Source organism: Pseudomonas sp. IT-P100 (assembly GCF_949767185.1).
GTDB classification, from domain to species: Bacteria; Pseudomonadota; Gammaproteobacteria; order Pseudomonadales; family Pseudomonadaceae; genus Aquipseudomonas; species Aquipseudomonas fluorescens_B.
On the sequence record NZ_CATKQK010000018.1, the window covers coordinates 30,683 to 47,668 of the forward strand.

A 16,986-nucleotide genomic window follows, 5' to 3' on the forward strand; every position below is an offset into this window, starting at 1 on the left:
TCAGCGACTCGCTTCAATCAGCGTTTCGACTTCAGCCAGACGCTCGTGAGTGCCGACATCCACCCAACGACCATTCAACCGCTCACCCGTCACCTGTCCGTCAGCCATGGCTTTTCGCAACAGCGGTGCAAGCTTGAAAGCGCCGGCCGAGCAGCCGTCGAACAACTGCGGATGCAACACCGCGATGCCGCTGTAAGTCAGGGTCGGTGTTTCAGGCTGGCCATCGTGCACTTGCCCGTCGACCAGAGTGAAATCGCCCGCCGGATGGTGGTTCGGGTTATCCGCCAGCACCAGATGAGCAAGGCCGTTGATAGGCTGATGCAGCACGCTGAAGTCGTAGTCGGTCCAGATGTCACCGTTGACCACCACAAACGCCTCATCACCCAGCAACGGCAACGCACGGAATATCCCGCCACCGGTTTCCAGCGGCTCACCTTCCGGCGAGTACTGAATGCTCACGCCATAGGGCGAGCCATCACCCAGATAGTCTTCGATCTGCTGACCCAACCATGCATGGTTGATCACGATCTCGGTAAAACCGGCGGCGGCCAGCGCACGCAAGTGGTACTCGATCAATGGCACGCCGCCGGCACGAACCAGCGGTTTGGGCGTCGTCAGGGTCAACGGGCGCATGCGTTCGCCCTTGCCCGCGGCCAGAATCATTGCCTTCATGCAGTCGCTCCAGCACGCAGACTGAGGAGCAGCACATCCAGCTCAGCCAACTCAGGGCGGCGGGCGATCACGGCGTCTATATAAGCAAAGAACCGCGGCACGTCGGCCAGGTAACGCGGTTTGCCGTCGCGGTGACAGATGCGCGCGAAGATGCCGATGACTTTCAGGTGACGCTGCACGCCCATCAGGTCACTGGCGCGCAAGAAGTCTTCGAAGTCCGGCTGAACCGGGATGTCCAGGGCGCCCGCTTGCTGCCAGTAATCTTCCAGCCAGCCGCGCACACGTTCCTCGGGCCAGCTCAGGAAAGCGTCCTTGAACAGGCAGGTCACGTCGTAGGTCACCGGGCCGTAGACCGCGTCCTGGAAATCCAGCACACCGGGATTCGGCTCGCTCAGCATCAGGTTGCGCGGCATGTAGTCGCGATGCACCAGCACTTTGGGTTGCGCCAGCGCACTGTCGATCAACAGCTCGGTCACATTCTTCCAGAGTATTTGTTGCGCAGCGTCGAACTCGATGCCCAACTCACGCTTCACGTACCACTCAGGAAACAATTCCAGCTCGCGACGCAACAGCGCCACGTCGTAACTCGGCAGCGGCGCAACCATCGGCAATTGCTGAAAAGCGAGCAGTGCCTGCAAGGCATCCTTGAACAAATCGTCGGCGTTTTCGCTGTCGATGACATCCAGATACGTCTGGTTGCCGAGGTCGTTGAGCAAAAGAAAACCGCGTTCGAGGTCTTCGGCATAAATTTTCGGCACATTTATTCCGGATTTCGCCAGTAAAAAAGCGATATCCACGAAGGGTTTGCAGTTTTCCTGGGGCGGTGGCGCGTCCATTACGACGAAACTTCTGCCTGCGCCTTCCCAGCGAAAATAGCGCCGAAAACTCGCATCACTGCTGGCCGCGGTCAACGTGGCCGGGGGTACGGCGCCCCAACCTTGCTCTGCAAAGAGGGTCGCCAACTGCTCATCGAGCCAAACTTTCAGGTGTTGCAAACGTACATCTTGGTCAGGCATTGCAAGGGTCTCCGACGGCGCTAGCCGTCAAGCGGGTCATGCTTTATTATCCAGCATCTTTTTCAGACCATCGAGAGGCGTGCGGCCCACACCGCGGGCAGATGGCACGCAGGAAGCCCGGACTAATAAGATGGCATTGAAATCCCCCGCGTTTCGTAAAAAATTTCCGTTGTTGGTTACCGGCAGTCTGCTGGCCCTGCAACCTCTAGCCACTTCATTCGTGGTCGCCGCGGAACAGTATGACTGCTCAGTCTCTGCTTCGGGTGCCTGGGACTGTGCGCCAAAGACGCCGGCGGCTGCATTGCCACCGCGTCCCGTCCATGACGGCAGCGCAGTCTCCGCGACCGGTGAAGCACCGGCCGAGAGCGGCGCCAGTGAAGACACTGGCCCCAAGACTGCGCTGGTCACCGAAGCCAAAGGCCGCGGTCTCAAGTCACGTAGCGAAGACTACAGTCACCTCGACTGGGTTCCGCGCGAGAAGCTCACTGCAGCGCAACTGGCCGAAACCGGTCCTTATTGCTCTGGTTCCTATATCGAACCGATTCGTCCTGGCATGAATGACAAGACGAATAAAAGTGACGCTCCGACCTTTGTCGGCGCCAAGGCCTCCCGCTATAAGCAGGACGAGCAGATTGCCACCCTGGCGGGCGACGTGGTCTTGCGTCAGGGCAGCATGCAGGCTGAAGCCGACGAAGCGAACCTCTATCAGGCCGAGAGCCGTGGCGAGCTGGACGGCAACGTACGCATTCGCGACAACGGCGCGCTGATCGTCGGCGACCACGCCGAAGTACAGCTCGACACCGGGGAAGCCAAGGTCGACAACGCCGAATACGTGATGCACAAATCCCGTATCCGCGGTAACGCGCTATACGCCAAACGTGCCGAGAACGCGATCATCCGCCTCAAGGATGGTACGTACACCACGTGCGAACCGAACAGCAACGCCTGGCAGCTCAAGGGCAACAACATCACCTTGAACCCGGCCACCGGTTTCGGTACCGCCACCAACGTGACGCTGCGGGTCAAGGACATTCCGGTTCTGTACACGCCGTACATCTATTTCCCGATCGACGACCGTCGTCAGTCCGGCTTCCTGCCGCCGACCATCGGCACTGGCAGCGATACCGGCTTCCTGCTCGTCACGCCGTACTACTTCAACCTGGCACCGAACTACGATGCCACGTTGTACCCGCGCTACATGAGCAAGCGCGGCCTGTTGATGGAAGGCGAATTCCGTTACCTGACCAAATCCAGCGAAGGTCAGTTCGGCGCCGCGTACCTCAATGATGACAACACCGATCGCAGTCAGCAGACCGACTACGAAAAAACCCGTTACATGTACAACTGGCAGCACAAGGGCGGTCTTGACTCTCGCGTTTTCACCCAGGTCGATTACACCAAGATCAGCGATCCGTATTACTTCCAGGATCTGCAGACCGATCAGATTGGCGTGAAAGCCGACGATTACGTCAACCAGCAAGGTTCCGTCACCTACCGTGGCGGCAGCTACACCGCTCGTTTGAACGCCCAGGCGTATCAGCTAGCAACCGTTTCGAACATCACGCCGTATGATCGTTTGCCGCAGCTCACCTTCAATGGTCAGTTGCCGGTGCATCCGCAAGGCTTGAATTTCGACTACGAAACAGAAATCGTACGGTTTGAGCGGGATCTGGAAACAGGTCAGTTTTCCGATGAAAACGGCGTCCTGTCGCCTCGCCTGGACACCAACGTGGCAGGCCTGGCGCGTGCCAACGGTAATCGTCTGAACCTCAAGCCAGGCGTGAGCCTGCCGCTGGACTGGACGTATGGCTTCGTGAAGCCATCGCTCAAGTATCAGTACACTCAGTACGACCTTGATCTTGATGGCACCGGCAAGAACGATCTCCTGACGAATCGCAATAACGCCTCAGCCCTCGGCGAGTCGTTCAGCAGTTCGCAAAACCGTGGCGTCCCGATCGCGAGCATCGACAGCGGCCTGTATTTCGACCGCAACACCACCTGGTTCGGTAAAAACTATCGCCAGACTCTTGAACCGCGCCTGTTCTACCTTTATGTACCTGAGGAAGACCAGAAGGACATCCCGGTCTTCGACACCGGCGAATACACCTTCAACTATGCGTCTTTGTTCCGCGACAACCGCTTCTCCGGCTCCGACCGCGTCGGCGACGAGAACAAACTGTCGCTGGGCGTGACCAACCGCTGGATCGAGGAAGACGGCTTTGAGCGCCAACGCATCAGCGTCGGCCAGGCCTTGTATTTCAAGGATCGCGAAGTCCAGTTGCCGGGTATCGATGCAAAAACCCGCGACGATGCGAATGCCAATGTTTCACCGTATGCGCTGGAATACGAATACCGCTGGAACCGCGATTGGCGCACGACCGCCGATTACAACTGGGACCCGGACAGCCGCAGCCCTCGCTCGGGCAGCGCGATGTTCCACTACCAGCCTGAAGACAACCCGAACAAGGTCATCAACGCCGGCTATCGCTATCGTAATGACCAGGTCCGTTACGACCAGAACACCGGCAAGTGGTCGGTGGGCGGTGGTGACTACGGCACTCCGGGCACCCCGGGCTACGTGAAGGACTACTACAAGATCCAACAGCACGATTTCTCGGTGATCTGGCCGATCGTGCCGCAGTGGAACGCCATCAGTCGCTGGCAGTATGACTACAACCGCAACCGTACCCTGGAAGCCTTCGGTGGTTTCGAGTACGACAACTGCTGCTGGAAACTGCGCCTGATCAATCGGTACTGGGTGTCGTATGACGAGTTCAGTCAGAACGCCCCGGAAAACGAAAAAGGCGACCATGGCATCTTCCTACAAATCGTTCTGAAAGGTCTCGGCGGCCTCACCGGCGCCAAAGTAGAGAGCTTCCTCGACAAAGGCATCCAAGGTTATCGTGAACGTGAAGACCAAGCTTTCTGATTGTCTGCGCCCGCTCGTGCTGGGCGCGCTGTTCCTGGGTACTGCGGCGAATGCCGCGGTACAGTCCATCGATAGAGTGGTGGCCATTGTCGATAACGACGTGGTCATGCAGAGCCAACTGGACCAGCGCGTTCATGAAGTTCAGCAAACCATCGCCAAACGCGGCGCTTCCGCGCCGCCGGCCAGCGTGCTGGACCAGCAGGTGCTTGAGCGTCTGATCGTCGAGAACCTGCAACTGCAGATCGGCGAACGCTCCGGCATTCGCATTACCGATGAAGAGCTGAACCAGGCCGTCGGCACCATTGCCCAGCGCAATAACATGTCGATTGAACAATTCCGTGCCGCCCTGACTCGCGACGGTCTGTCCTACGACGACGCCCGTGAGCAGATTCGCCGCGAAATGATCATCAGCCGTGTGCGTCAACGCCGTGTGGCCGAACGCATCCAGGTCTCCGAGCAGGAGGTGAAGAACTTCCTCGCTTCCGATCTTGGCAAGATGCAGCTGTCCGAAGAATTCCGTCTGGCCAACATCCTGATTCCTACGCCGGAAAGCGCCAACTCCGAAGCGATTCAGAATGCGGCGAAACAGGCTGATGCGGTTTACCAGCAGCTCAAGCAAGGCGCTGACTTCGGTCAGTTGGCAATCGCCAAATCCGCCAGCGAAACCGCACTGGAAGGCGGCGACATGGGCTGGCGTAAAGCCGCTCAATTGCCGCCTCCGTTCGATCGTATGCTGAGCACCATGGCGGTTGGCGACGTTACCCAGCCAATGCGCACGCCGGGCGGCTTCATCATCCTGAAGATCCTCGACAAGCGTGGTGGCGAGACCCAGACACGTGACGAAGTGCACGTGCGTCATATCCTGGTCAAACCAAGTCCGATCCGCGACGAAGCAAAAACCAAAGCCTTGGCGCAATCGCTCTATAGCCGTATCGAAGCGGGCGAAGATTTCGGCGAACTGGCGAAAAACTACTCGGAAGATCCGGGTTCCGCCCTCAACGGTGGCGACCTGAACTGGATCGATCCGAATGCATTGGTGCCTGAATTCCGCGAAGTGATGGCCAACACCCCGCAAGGTCAGCTGTCCAAGCCGTTCCAGACTCAATATGGCTGGCACGTTCTGGAAGTCCTTGGCCGTCGCGCCACCGACAGCACCACCCAGGCCCGTGAACAGCAAGCCATGACCGTACTGCGTAACCGCAAATACGACGAAGAGCTGCAAACCTGGCTGCGTCAGATCCGTGACGAAGCGTACGTAGAGATCAAACTTCCTGGTGCAGACCAGGCAGCGCAGTGAAACCCAAGCGTTTCGCGCTGACACCCGGTGAACCGGCCGGCATAGGTCCTGACCTGTGCCTGCTGCTCGCCTCGCAAGCCCAGCCACACCCCCTGATTGCCATTACCAGTCGCGACCTGCTCACAGAGCGGGCCGCGCAGCTCGGTGTGGTTGTCGATTTGCTGCCAGTCACGCCTGGTGCCTGGCCGGATGTACCCGCACCAGCCAACAGCCTGTATGTCTGGGATACGCCGCTTAGTGCGCCAGTCATTGCCGGTCAACTCGACAAAGCCAATGCGGCTTTCGTTCTGGAAACCCTGACCCGCGCGGGTCAGGGCTGCCTGGACGGGCATTTTGCCGGGATGATTACCGCCCCTGTGCACAAGGGTGTGATCAATGAATCAGGCATCGCCTTTTCCGGTCATACGGAATTTCTCGCTGACCTGACGCACACCGCGCAAGTGGTGATGATGCTCGCGACTCGCGGATTGCGCGTAGCCCTGGTCACCACTCACCTGCCCCTTCGCGAGATCGCCGATGCAATCACGCCGGAGCGTCTGGAACGGGTCACGCGGATTCTGTACGCCGACCTGCAAGAAAAATTCGGCATCGCCCGGCCACGCATTCTGGTCTGCGGGCTCAACCCGCACGCCGGAGAAGGCGGACACCTGGGCCATGAAGAAATCGACATCATCGAACCTACATTAGAGCGCCTGCGCGGCGAGGGCATGGACCTTCGCGGCCCCCTGCCCGCCGACACTCTGTTTACCCCCAAATATCTGGAGCACTGCGACGCGGTGCTGGCGATGTACCACGACCAGGGCTTGCCCGTGCTGAAATACAAAGGCTTCGGCGCGGCAGTCAACGTGACCCTCGGCTTGCCGATCATCCGCACCTCGGTCGACCACGGCACTGCCCTGGACCTGGCCGGCAGCGGTAAAATCGACACCGGCAGCCTGCAAGTCGCCCTGGAAACCGCCTACCAGATGGCCGAGACCCGTTTATGACCGAGCATTACCAACACCGGGCGCGCAAGCGTTTCGGCCAGAACTTCCTGCATGATGCCGGCGTTATCGACCGCATCCTGCGCTCCATCCATGCCAAACCCGAAGACCGCCTGCTGGAAATCGGCCCTGGCCAGGGTGCGCTGACTCAAGGCCTGCTGAACAGCGGTGCCCAGTTGGACGTGGTGGAGCTGGACAAAGACCTGATCCCGATCCTCAACCAACAATTCGCCGGCAAGAGCAACTTCAACCTGCATCAGGGTGACGCGCTGAAGTTCGACTTCAACAGCCTGAACGCCGCACCGAACAGCCTGCGCGTGGTTGGCAACCTGCCGTACAACATCTCTACGCCGCTGATTTTTCACCTGCTGAACAACGCGGGCATCATCCGCGACATGCACTTCATGCTGCAGAAAGAAGTGGTCGAGCGTCTGGCGGCAGGCCCTGGCGGCGGTGACTGGGGTCGCCTGTCGATCATGGTCCAGTACCACTGCCGCGTAGAGCACCTGTTCAACGTTGGCCCGGGCGCGTTCAACCCGCCGCCTAAAGTCGATTCGGCCATCGTGCGCCTGGTGCCACACGCAGTACTGCCACACCCGGCCAAGGATCACCGCCTGCTGGAGCGCGTCGTGCGCGAAGCCTTCAACCAGCGCCGCAAGACCCTGCGCAACACCCTGAAATTGCTGCTGAGCAACGACGAAATCACCGCCGCCGGTGTCGACGGCAGCCTGCGTCCTGAACAGCTCGATCTGGCCGCCTTTGTGCGCCTGGCCGACAAGCTCAGCGAACAAGTCCTACAGAAGCCCGCCGCCGACTGACAGGCAACAAGCGTTATCGGGTAGGACACCAGCCCCCATGTCTGGTTTACTACCCGATACTTGGCCTAGACTGAGACATCAGCTACGCCCCGCGTCCCGCTTCGTTTTTAAGGCCTCTTGCATGTCCGATTCTCGTTATCAGGTCGACGTCAGCGTCGTCACCCGCTATCTGGCAGAACAATCGCAACCCGAGCAAAACCGCTTTGCCTTCGCTTACACCATTACCGTGCACAACAGTGGCGAGTTACCGGCCAAGCTGTTGTCCCGGCACTGGGTCATCACCGATGGCGACGGACATGTCGAAGAGGTTCGCGGTGCCGGCGTCGTGGGTTTGCAACCGCTGATCCTGGCCGGCGGCGACCACACCTACAGCAGTGGCACAGTGATGACGACCAAGGTCGGCACCATGCAAGGCAGCTATCAAATGATTGCCGAGGACGGTAAGCATTTCGACGCCATCATCGCCCCATTCCGCCTGGCGGTGCCTGGGGCCCTGCACTGATGGCGACGTATGCCGTAGGCGACCTGCAAGGGTGCCTCGCCCCCCTGAAATGCCTGCTTGAGCAAGTCGCATTCGACCCTGCCCGGGACAAACTGTGGCTGGTCGGCGATCTGGTCAACCGTGGTCCGCAATCGCTGGAAACCTTGCGCTTCCTTTATAGCCTGCGCGAGTCACTGGTATGCGTACTGGGCAACCACGACTTGCACTTGCTGGCTGCTGGCCACAACATCGAACGCCTGAAGAAAGCCGACACCCTGCGCGAGATTCTTGAAGCGCCAGATAGCGCGGAACTGCTGGAGTGGGTGCGCCAGCAAAAGCTCATGCATTACGACGAACAGCGCAACATCGCCCTGGTCCACGCCGGCATACCGCCACAATGGTCGCTGCGCAAAGCCTTGAAGTACGCCGCCGAGGTCGAAGAGGCGCTGCGCGACGACAACCGTTTTGCGCCTTACCTCGATGGCATGTACGGCAACGAGCCGTTGAAGTGGGACAGTGATCTCAAAGGCGTAACCCGCCTGCGCGTGATCACCAACTATTTCACCCGCATGCGTTTCTGCACCAGCGAAGGCAAGCTGGACCTCAAGAGCAAGGAAGGTCTCGACACTGCACCGGAGGGTTACAAACCCTGGTTCCAGTTCAAGGAGCGCAAGACCAAGGGCGTGAAGATCATCTTCGGCCACTGGGCAGCACTTGAGGGCCAGTGCAACGAGCCGGGCATCTTAGCCCTCGACACTGGTTGCGTCTGGGGTGGTTCGATGACCCTGATGAACGTCGACACCTTTGAACGCCTGCAGTGCAAATGCGACGAGCATGGCCATGCCCTGCCGCCAGTCGCCTCCCCTATTCCCGAACAAACGTCAGCCAGCGCCCAGCGCTAGACTGCGCTTTCAGCCGAGCCACAGGAGCCCGCCATGAGCGAATTCAAACGCATCCCCCCAGAACAGGCCCAGGCCCTGCGCGAACAAGGCGCGGTGGTGGTCGATGTTCGAGATCCTGCAACATATGCCGCGCTGCATATCGCCGGCTCGAAGCATCTGGACAACGTCTCCATCTCGGATTTCATCCGCGCCGCCGATCTTGATGCACCGACGGTCGTGGTCTGTTATCACGGCAATTCCAGCCAGAGCGCGGCGGCCTACCTGATCAGCCAGGGTTTCTCCGACGTCTACAGCATGGATGGCGGTTTTGAGCTGTGGCGTACGACTTATCCTTCGGAAACAGCACAAGGCTCTTCCGAATAATTTTTTTGTAACGCGCAAGCCCCCGGCTCCCGCGGGCTAGCGCCGTGGCAGACGAACGGTCAGCCACAACTAATTACGTATCCGCCCTTTACCTCCTGAATTCCCAACTATCCTTAAGCGCAGGCCATCCAAAACAGGGGAGAGCCGGTACACCGGCGCGCGGATCATCGGGAGTAGCTTTCGGAGTCGTCAGCTTCGAGAGAGTTCTGGGGGGTAAACAGCAACTGCCTGTTCGGTTGCTGCCAGCATCGACTGAATGATCCGGCGTCGGCTCCACGTATCGAGCGAGGTGACGTCATGAGTATCTTTAGCCACTTCCAACAACGCTTCGAGTCCACACGCCAGGAAGAACTCTCGCTACAAGAGTACCTGGAGCTGTGCAAAAACGACCGCAGCGCCTACGCTTCCGCCGCCGAGCGTCTCTTGCTGGCCATCGGAGAACCGGAGCTGCTCGACACCTCGACCAACTCGAGGCTTTCGCGAATCTTTTCCAACAAGGTAATCCGTCGCTATCCGGCCTTTGAAGACTTCCACGGGATGGAAGAATGCATCGACCAGATCGTCTCGTATTTCCGCCACGCCGCTCAGGGCCTGGAAGAGAAGAAACAGATCCTCTATCTGCTCGGTCCTGTCGGTGGCGGTAAATCGTCCCTGGCCGAGAAGCTGAAACAGCTGATCGAGAAGGTGCCTTTCTACGCGATCAAAGGCTCGCCGGTTTTCGAATCGCCCCTGGGTCTGTTCAACGCCACTGAAGATGGCGCGATCCTTGAGGAAGACTTCGGCATTCCGCGACGCTATCTCAACACCATCATGTCGCCATGGGCCACTAAACGCCTGGCCGAATTCGGTGGCGACATCAGCCAGTTCCGCGTGGTGAAACTCTATCCGTCGATCCTCAACCAGATCGCCGTGGCCAAAACCGAGCCGGGAGATGAAAACAACCAGGACATCTCGGCACTGGTGGGCAAGGTCGATATCCGCAAACTGGAAGAGTTCCCGCAGAACGACGCCGACGCCTACAGCTACTCGGGCGCACTGTGCCGGGCCAACCAGGGCCTGATGGAATTCGTCGAGATGTTCAAGGCACCGATCAAGGTGCTGCACCCATTGCTGACCGCCACCCAGGAAGGCAACTACAACAGTACCGAAGGCCTGGGGGCGATTCCGTTTACCGGGATCCTGCTGGCCCACTCCAACGAATCGGAATGGCACACCTTCCGCAACAACAAGAACAACGAAGCCTTCATCGACCGGATCTACATCGTCAAAGTGCCGTACTGCCTGCGGGTCAGCGACGAAGTGAAGATCTACGACAAGCTTCTGTTCAACAGTTCGCTGGCCAAGGCGCATTGCGCGCCGGACACCCTGAAAATGCTGGCCCAGTTCACCGTGCTTTCACGCCTGAAGGAGCCGGAAAACTCCAACATCTATTCCAAGATGCGGGTGTATGACGGTGAAAACCTCAAGGACACCGATCCAAAGGCCAAGTCGATCCAGGAATACCGCGACAATGCGGGTGTCGACGAAGGCATGAACGGCCTGTCGACGCGCTTCGCGTTCAAGATTCTGTCGAAGGTCTTCAACTTCGATCCGCACGAAATCGCCGCCAACCCGGTGCACTTGCTCTACGTGCTGGAACAACAGATCGAACAGGAGCAATTCCAGGCCGAAACCCGTGAACGCTACCTGCGGTTCCTCAAGGAATACCTGGCGCCGCGTTATATCGAGTTCATCGGCAAGGAAATCCAGACCGCCTACCTCGAGTCTTACAGCGAGTACGGCCAGAACATCTTCGATCGTTACGTGCTGTATGCCGACTTCTGGATCCAGGACCAGGAGTATCGCGACCCGGAAACCGGCGAGATTCTCAACCGCGTGGCACTGAACGAAGAACTGGAGAAAATCGAAAAACCGGCCGGCATCAGCAATCCGAAGGATTTTCGCAACGAAATCGTCAACTTTGTGCTGCGCGCCCGAGCCAACAACAACGGCAAGAACCCGACCTGGCTCAGCTACGAAAAACTGCGGGTGGTCATCGAGAAGAAAATGTTCTCCAACACCGAGGACCTCCTGCCGGTCATCAGCTTCAACGCCAAGGCCAGCAAAGAGGACCAGCAGAAGCACAACGACTTCGTCACACGGATGGTCGAGCGGGGCTACACCGACAAACAGGTACGACTGCTGTCCGAGTGGTACTTGCGGGTCAGAAAATCACAATAACCCGCTGCCGGTCAGACCGGTTGTCGTCAGCCAGAGACCTGTGTGCGCATTTTCTGTTACACAGGCCTCTGGAAGGTGTTCGAAAGTCGGTAGCGAGTTCAGGCAGCATCCAAAGCGCTTGGGGGAGCGTTGAATATCCCTTGGCTCCCGGTCCGATGCTGCATCACCGCTCGCCCCTTTCAGGACAGCTTCTAAGGAGCAGTCATGAGCTATGTGATCGACCGACGTCTCAATGGCAAGAACAAGAGCACGGTAAACCGCCAGCGGTTTCTGCGGCGTTACCGTGATCACATCAAGAAGGCTGTCGAAGAGGCGGTCAGCCGGCGTTCCATTACCGATATGGAACACGGCGAGCAGATCAGCATTCCCGGCCGCGACATCGACGAGCCGGTGCTTCACCACGGTCGCGGTGGCAAGCAGACCGTCGTACACCCGGGCAACAAGGAATTCACCAGCGGCGAGCACATCGCCCGTCCACCCGGAGGCGGCGGTGGCAGAGGCCCGGGCAAGGCCGGCAACTCGGGTGAAGGAATGGACGAATTCGTCTTTCAGATCACCCAGGAAGAATTCCTCGAGTTCATGTTCGAGGACCTTGAGCTGCCGAACCTGGTCAAGCGTAACCTGACCGGCACCGATACCTTCAAGACCGTACGCGCCGGGATCAGTAACGAAGGCAACCCGTCGCGGATCAACATCATCCGCACCTTGCGTTCGGCCCATGCACGGCGCATTGCCCTGTCCGGCAGCAGCCGGGCGAAACTGCGTGAAGCCAAAGAGGAATTGCTGCGGCTGAAGCAGGAAGAACCGGACAACTTCGGCGATATTCAGGAAATCGAGGCAGAAATCGAAAAACTCAGTGCGCGCATTCATCGCGTACCGTTCCTCGATACCTTCGACCTCAAGTACAACCTGCTGATCAAGCAACCCAACCCCAGCTCGAAGGCCGTGATGTTCTGCCTGATGGACGTGTCCGGCTCCATGACCCAGGCAACCAAAGACATCGCCAAGCGCTTCTTTATCCTGCTGTACCTGTTCCTCAAGCGTAACTACGACAAGATCGACGTCGTGTTCATCCGCCATCACACCAGCGCCAGGGAGGTCGATGAGGAAGAGTTTTTCTACTCCCGCGAAACCGGCGGCACCATCGTTTCCAGCGCGTTGAAACTGATGCAGGAGATCATGGCCGAACGCTATCCGAGCAACGAGTGGAACATCTATGCCGCGCAAGCCTCCGACGGCGACAACTGGAATGACGACTCGCCAATCTGCCGTGACATCCTGATCAACCAGATCATGCCGTTTGTGCAGTACTACACTTACGTTGAGATCACCCCGCGCGAACACCAGGCCTTGTGGTTCGAATACGAACGCATCGCCGAAGCCTTTTCTGACACTTTTGCCCAGCAACAACTGGTCTCGGCCGGGGATATCTATCCGGTCTTCCGTGAACTCTTCCAGCGCAGGTTAGTGACATGACCGCCAAAGAGCAGAAGCGCCAACCCATTTCCACCGGCTCAGAATGGACGTTCGAGCTGATCCAGGCCTACGACCGCGAAATCAGCCGTATCGCGGCTCGCTACGCCCTCGATACCTACCCCAACCAGATCGAAGTGATCACAGCCGAGCAGATGATGGACGCCTACGCCTCTGTGGGCATGCCACTGGGGTATCACCACTGGTCATACGGCAAACACTTCCTCAGCACCGAGAAATCCTACTCTCGCGGCCAGATGGGGCTGGCCTACGAGATCGTGATCAACTCTGACCCGTGCATTGCCTATCTGATGGAAGAAAACACCATCTGCATGCAGGCCCTGGTGGTGGCCCATGCCTGCTACGGGCACAACAGCTTCTTCAAAGGCAATTACCTGTTCCGCACCTGGACCGACGCGAGTTCGATCATCGATTATCTGGTGTTCGCCAAGCAGTACATCATGCAATGCGAAGAGCGCCACGGCATCGATGCGGTCGAGGACCTGCTGGACTCCTGCCATGCGCTGATGAACTACGGGGTAGACCGCTACAAACGCCCTTACCCGATATCCGCCGAAGAGGAACGTCGTCGGCAAAAGGATCGGGAAGAGCATTTGCAGAAGCAGATCAACGATCTGTGGCGCACCATTCCAAAAGGCGCGGACAAGTACAGCGACAAGGACAACGCGCGCTTCCCCGCCGAACCTCAGGAAAACATCCTGTACTTCATCGAAAAACATGCGCCGCTGCTGGAACCGTGGCAGCGCGAGATCGTACGCATCGTGCGCAAGATCGCGCAGTACTTCTATCCACAACGCCAGACCCAGGTGATGAACGAAGGCTGGGCCACGTTCTGGCATTACACCTTGATGAACGATCTGTACGACGAAGGCCTGGTCACCGACGGTTTCATGATGGAGTTCCTGACGTCCCACACCAGCGTGGTCTTTCAGCCGGGTTTCGACAGCCCGTACTACAACGGCATCAACCCCTACACCCTGGGCTTTGCGATGTACCGGGACATCCGGCGCATGTGTGAACACCCGACCGAAGAGGATTACCGCTGGTTCCCGGAAATCGCCGGTACCGATTGGCTATCGAGCATCAAGTTCGCCATGAGCAGCTTCAAGGATGAGAGTTTCATCCTGCAGTACCTTTCACCCAAGGTCATCCGCGACCTGAAGTTGTTCAGCATTCTCGATGACGACCAGAAGGACGATCTACTGGTGCCGGCCATTCACGATGAAGACGGCTACCGCACGATCCGTGAAACCCTGGCAGCGCAGTACAACCTGGGCAATCGCGAGCCCAACATCCAGATCTACAGCATCGACCGCCGTGGCGATCGCTCCCTGACCCTTCGTCACCAGCAACACGACCGCAAACCGCTGGGCGAGTCTACCGAGGAAGTGCTCAAGCACTTGCACCGTCTCTGGGGCTTCGACATTCACCTGGAAACCCTGCAAGGGGATCAGGTGATGAAAACCCACCATGTTCCGCCCAGAAGCGAGCACAACGAAGGCGATTACGGCCGGCTGGACCTGGCTGTCATCCATCTTTGATCCTGTTTCTGCCTCCGAAAGTTCGACGCAACGGTTATTCTGTCGAGCTAACGGAGGTTTTTTATGCAGATTTATAAAGTCGGCGGTGCGGTTCGTGATCGGCTGCTGGGCAAGCCTGTCACCGATATCGACTGGGTCGTGGTCGGGGCCACCACTGAAGAAATGCTCGCCAAGGGCTTTCGCCCGGTAGGAGCGGACTTCCCGGTGTTTCTTCATCCGAAAAGCGGTGAGGAATACGCCCTCGCCCGGACCGAACGTAAAAGCGGACGCGGCTATGGCGGCTTCACCTTTCACGCCAGCCCCGAAGTGACGCTTGAAGAAGACCTGATCCGTCGTGACCTGACAATCAACGCCATGGCCGAAGACGATCAGCAGAAGCTGACAGACCCCTATAATGGCCAACGCGACCTCGAGGCTCGCTTGCTTCGTCACGTTTCCCCCGCATTTGCCGAAGATCCCCTCCGTGTTCTGCGTGTTGCGCGCTTCGCCGCACGATATGCCGAGCTCGGCTTTACCGTTGCACCAGAGACGCTGGAGCTGATGCGTGAGCTCAGCGAGTCAGGAGAACTCGAAGCGCTGACAGCAGAACGCAGCTGGAAGGAAATTTCCCGCGCACTGATGGAAGATCAGCCACAAGTGTTCATCCAGGTACTGCGCGACTGCGCCGCGCTGAAGGTGCTGATGCCGGAAGTCGACGCACTGTTCGGTGTCCCGCAGCCCGAAGCCCACCACCCGGAAATCGACACGGGCGCTCACACCTTGAGCGTGCTCGAACAAGCCGCACTGCACAAACAGCCGCTGACTGTGCGCTGGGCCTGCCTGCTGCATGACCTGGGGAAAGGACTGACGCCGGAAGAAGAATGGCCCCGGCACATCGCACACGAACACAAGGGCCTGAAGCTGATCAAAGCAGTCAATGAACGCTTCAAGGCGCCGAAGGACTGTCAGGAGCTGGCGCTGCTGGTGGGCCAATTTCACACTCACGGGCATCGCGCTCTTGAGCTAAAGCCTTCAACCTTGCTGGAGTTGTTGCAGAGTTTCGATGTTTACCGTCGGCCACAGCGGTTTGAAGAGTTTATTGCGGCGTGTGAAATGGACGCACGTGGGCGCAAAGGGCTGGAGCAGAGAAGTTATCCACAGGCGGATTATTTGCGTGGAGCGGCGAATGCTGCGCGAAGCGTGGCGGTTCAGCCGTTGCTGGAGAAGGGATTCAAGGGGCCGGAGCTGGGTGAGGCGATCAAGCGCGAGCGGCTCAAGGCGCTGAAAGCCTACAAGGAACAAATCTAAGCAAGATCAAGAGATCGCAGCCTCCGGCAGCTCCTACACAGGAATATGCGTTTCTCTGTAGGAGCTGCCGGAGGCTGCGATCTTTTGCCTTAAAGGAAACTGGACGGGGTCAGCTGCACGCCGCGCCACTCAAACGCCACTGGTGCCAACACTTGATCAATCTGCGCTTCACTCCACAACGTCGCGAAGCTTTTGCCCACACCCGGATGCACACGATCCGGGGCAATCAGCGACAACGGCCACAGCACAAAGGCATTTTTCAGAATCTCGGCACGCGGCAGAATCAAACCATCGAAGTTGCCCACCAGGTCGCCGAACAGCAACACGTCGATATCCAGTGGCAAACCCTTGCGGTCCGGCGCATAGCGGCCATTGTCCGCCTCAATGAATTTCAACCGGCGGTCCAACTCCATCAGCGGCAGATCGGTGTAAGCCGAAACCACAAAATTGAAGAACGGCCCGCTCTTGATCCCCACGGGCTGGCTTTCGAACACCGCCGAGCAGCGTATATCCACCAGAAAACCCGCCAGGGCTTCCAGGCCAGCCTGCAAATGGGTTTCGCGCTCGATATTGCTACCGAGCCCGAGATACACCTGAGTCAGCGACATCCGCGCTCGATCTCCACGCCCACACCACCGGTGGCCGCCGGGACGGCGCCTGGCTTGGTCAACTTGAGGCGCATCCAGGTGATGTTGAATTCGCTCATCAGCACTTCCACCAGTCGCTCGGCAAAGGTCTCGACCAGCTGGAACTGCGCCTGCTCGGCAAAGGCCTGGATGCGCGACGAAACGCTCGCGTAATCGAGCGCCAGGGTCAGGTCGTCACCGGCCGCGGCCGGGCGATTATCCCAGGCGAAGCTCAGATCAAGACGCAGGCACTGTCGGATGCCACGCTCCCAGTCGTAGGCACCAATCACGGTGTCGACTTCCAGGCCCTCGATAAACACTCTGTCCAAGCACTCTTCTCCGCTGCACGACAAGGGC

At 58.6% G+C, this 16,986-nt stretch carries 15 protein-coding genes; 11 read left to right on the plus strand and 4 right to left on the minus strand.

The annotated features are described in order from the left end of the window. Nucleotides 1-672, minus strand: coding sequence for an N-acetylmuramate alpha-1-phosphate uridylyltransferase MurU (gene murU, locus ACM6IQ_RS15700; RefSeq protein WP_017341110.1), 672 nt, complete (start codon nt 670-672; stop codon nt 1-3). Next, a complete protein-coding gene (locus ACM6IQ_RS15705; RefSeq protein WP_017341111.1) occupies nt 669-1,688 on the minus strand; it encodes an aminoglycoside phosphotransferase family protein in 1,020 nt (339 codons plus the stop codon). The genes murU and ACM6IQ_RS15705 overlap by 4 nt, the downstream gene beginning before the upstream one ends. Nucleotides 1,689-1,818: 130 nt before the next feature. Between ACM6IQ_RS15705 and ACM6IQ_RS15710 the strand changes: the two genes are divergently transcribed. The 11 genes from ACM6IQ_RS15710 to ACM6IQ_RS15760 all read left to right on the plus strand — a co-directional run bounded on the left by ACM6IQ_RS15710 (nt 1,819) and on the right by ACM6IQ_RS15760 (nt 16,003). Beyond that, entirely contained in the window at nt 1,819-4,617 is a 2,799-nt protein-coding gene (locus ACM6IQ_RS15710; protein WP_414879260.1) for an LPS-assembly protein LptD, read from the plus strand. Further along, on the plus strand, nt 4,598-5,914 hold the full coding sequence (surA, locus tag ACM6IQ_RS15715; protein WP_017341113.1) for a peptidylprolyl isomerase SurA: 1,317 nt from the start codon (nt 4,598-4,600) through the stop codon (nt 5,912-5,914). The genes ACM6IQ_RS15710 and surA overlap by 20 nt, the downstream gene beginning before the upstream one ends. Then, the gene (pdxA, locus tag ACM6IQ_RS15720) at nt 5,911-6,900 is read left to right on the plus strand and encodes a 4-hydroxythreonine-4-phosphate dehydrogenase PdxA (RefSeq protein ID WP_017341114.1); all 990 of its coding nucleotides are present in this window, start codon (nt 5,911-5,913) and stop codon (nt 6,898-6,900) included. Before surA ends, pdxA begins: the two co-directional genes overlap by 4 nt. Continuing rightward, complete coding sequence (gene rsmA, locus ACM6IQ_RS15725) at nt 6,897-7,715, plus strand: 16S rRNA (adenine(1518)-N(6)/adenine(1519)-N(6))-dimethyltransferase RsmA (RefSeq protein WP_017341115.1); 819 nt, start codon at nt 6,897-6,899, stop codon at nt 7,713-7,715. Before pdxA ends, rsmA begins: the two co-directional genes overlap by 4 nt. 121 nt (nt 7,716-7,836) lie before the next feature. Beyond that, nucleotides 7,837-8,217, plus strand: coding sequence for a Co2+/Mg2+ efflux protein ApaG (gene apaG, locus ACM6IQ_RS15730; RefSeq protein ID WP_017341116.1), 381 nt, complete (start codon nt 7,837-7,839; stop codon nt 8,215-8,217). Next, entirely contained in the window at nt 8,217-9,098 is an 882-nt protein-coding gene (locus ACM6IQ_RS15735) for a symmetrical bis(5'-nucleosyl)-tetraphosphatase (RefSeq protein ID WP_414879261.1), read from the plus strand. Before apaG ends, ACM6IQ_RS15735 begins: the two co-directional genes overlap by 1 nt. A 33-nt stretch (nt 9,099-9,131) precedes the next feature. Next, nucleotides 9,132-9,461: a thiosulfate sulfurtransferase GlpE gene (gene glpE, locus ACM6IQ_RS15740; protein WP_017341118.1), complete on the plus strand. Its 330-nt coding sequence runs from the start codon at nt 9,132-9,134 to the stop codon at nt 9,459-9,461. Between the two features lie 297 nt (nt 9,462-9,758). After that, the gene (locus ACM6IQ_RS15745; RefSeq protein WP_017341119.1) at nt 9,759-11,681 is read left to right on the plus strand and encodes a PrkA family serine protein kinase; all 1,923 of its coding nucleotides are present in this window, start codon (nt 9,759-9,761) and stop codon (nt 11,679-11,681) included. A gap of 204 nt (nt 11,682-11,885) precedes the next feature. Beyond that, on the plus strand, nt 11,886-13,157 hold the full coding sequence (locus ACM6IQ_RS15750) for a YeaH/YhbH family protein (protein WP_007980218.1): 1,272 nt from the start codon (nt 11,886-11,888) through the stop codon (nt 13,155-13,157). After that, nucleotides 13,154-14,716 (plus strand): SpoVR family protein, encoded by a 1,563-nt coding sequence (locus tag ACM6IQ_RS15755; RefSeq protein ID WP_017341121.1) that lies wholly within the window; start codon nt 13,154-13,156, stop codon nt 14,714-14,716. Before ACM6IQ_RS15750 ends, ACM6IQ_RS15755 begins: the two co-directional genes overlap by 4 nt. A gap of 63 nt (nt 14,717-14,779) precedes the next feature. Further along, nucleotides 14,780-16,003: a multifunctional CCA addition/repair protein gene (locus ACM6IQ_RS15760; protein WP_414879262.1), complete on the plus strand. Its 1,224-nt coding sequence runs from the start codon at nt 14,780-14,782 to the stop codon at nt 16,001-16,003. A gap of 89 nt (nt 16,004-16,092) precedes the next feature. Here ACM6IQ_RS15760 and folK read toward each other — a convergent pair whose 3' ends face one another. Next, on the minus strand, nt 16,093-16,611 hold the full coding sequence (folK, locus tag ACM6IQ_RS15765; RefSeq protein ID WP_017341123.1) for a 2-amino-4-hydroxy-6-hydroxymethyldihydropteridine diphosphokinase: 519 nt from the start codon (nt 16,609-16,611) through the stop codon (nt 16,093-16,095). Continuing rightward, nucleotides 16,602-16,958, minus strand: a complete 357-nt coding sequence (gene folB, locus ACM6IQ_RS15770; RefSeq protein ID WP_008027044.1) for a dihydroneopterin aldolase — start codon at nt 16,956-16,958, stop codon at nt 16,602-16,604. The genes folK and folB overlap by 10 nt, the downstream gene beginning before the upstream one ends. Nucleotides 16,959-16,986: the final 28 nt, after the last annotated feature.

Bases quoted from the DNA above. Each gene is read 5' to 3' on its own strand.
- folK (WP_017341123.1), bottom strand. From the start codon at position 16,611: ATGTCGCTGACTCAGGTGTATCTCGGGCTCGGTAGCAATATCGAGCGC.
- apaG (WP_017341116.1), top strand. From the start codon at position 7,837: ATGTCCGATTCTCGTTATCAGGTCGACGTCAGCGTCGTCACCCGCTAT.
- ACM6IQ_RS15710 (WP_414879260.1), top strand. From the start codon at position 1,819: ATGGCATTGAAATCCCCCGCGTTTCGTAAAAAATTTCCGTTGTTGGTT.
- rsmA (WP_017341115.1), top strand. From the start codon at position 6,897: ATGACCGAGCATTACCAACACCGGGCGCGCAAGCGTTTCGGCCAGAAC.
- ACM6IQ_RS15745 (WP_017341119.1), top strand. From the start codon at position 9,759: ATGAGTATCTTTAGCCACTTCCAACAACGCTTCGAGTCCACACGCCAG.
- murU (WP_017341110.1), bottom strand. From the start codon at position 672: ATGAAGGCAATGATTCTGGCCGCGGGCAAGGGCGAACGCATGCGCCCG.
- ACM6IQ_RS15705 (WP_017341111.1), bottom strand. From the start codon at position 1,688: ATGCCTGACCAAGATGTACGTTTGCAACACCTGAAAGTTTGGCTCGAT.
- ACM6IQ_RS15760 (WP_414879262.1), top strand. From the start codon at position 14,780: ATGCAGATTTATAAAGTCGGCGGTGCGGTTCGTGATCGGCTGCTGGGC.
- ACM6IQ_RS15750 (WP_007980218.1), top strand. From the start codon at position 11,886: ATGAGCTATGTGATCGACCGACGTCTCAATGGCAAGAACAAGAGCACG.
- ACM6IQ_RS15735 (WP_414879261.1), top strand. From the start codon at position 8,217: ATGGCGACGTATGCCGTAGGCGACCTGCAAGGGTGCCTCGCCCCCCTG.
- ACM6IQ_RS15755 (WP_017341121.1), top strand. From the start codon at position 13,154: ATGACCGCCAAAGAGCAGAAGCGCCAACCCATTTCCACCGGCTCAGAA.
- glpE (WP_017341118.1), top strand. From the start codon at position 9,132: ATGAGCGAATTCAAACGCATCCCCCCAGAACAGGCCCAGGCCCTGCGC.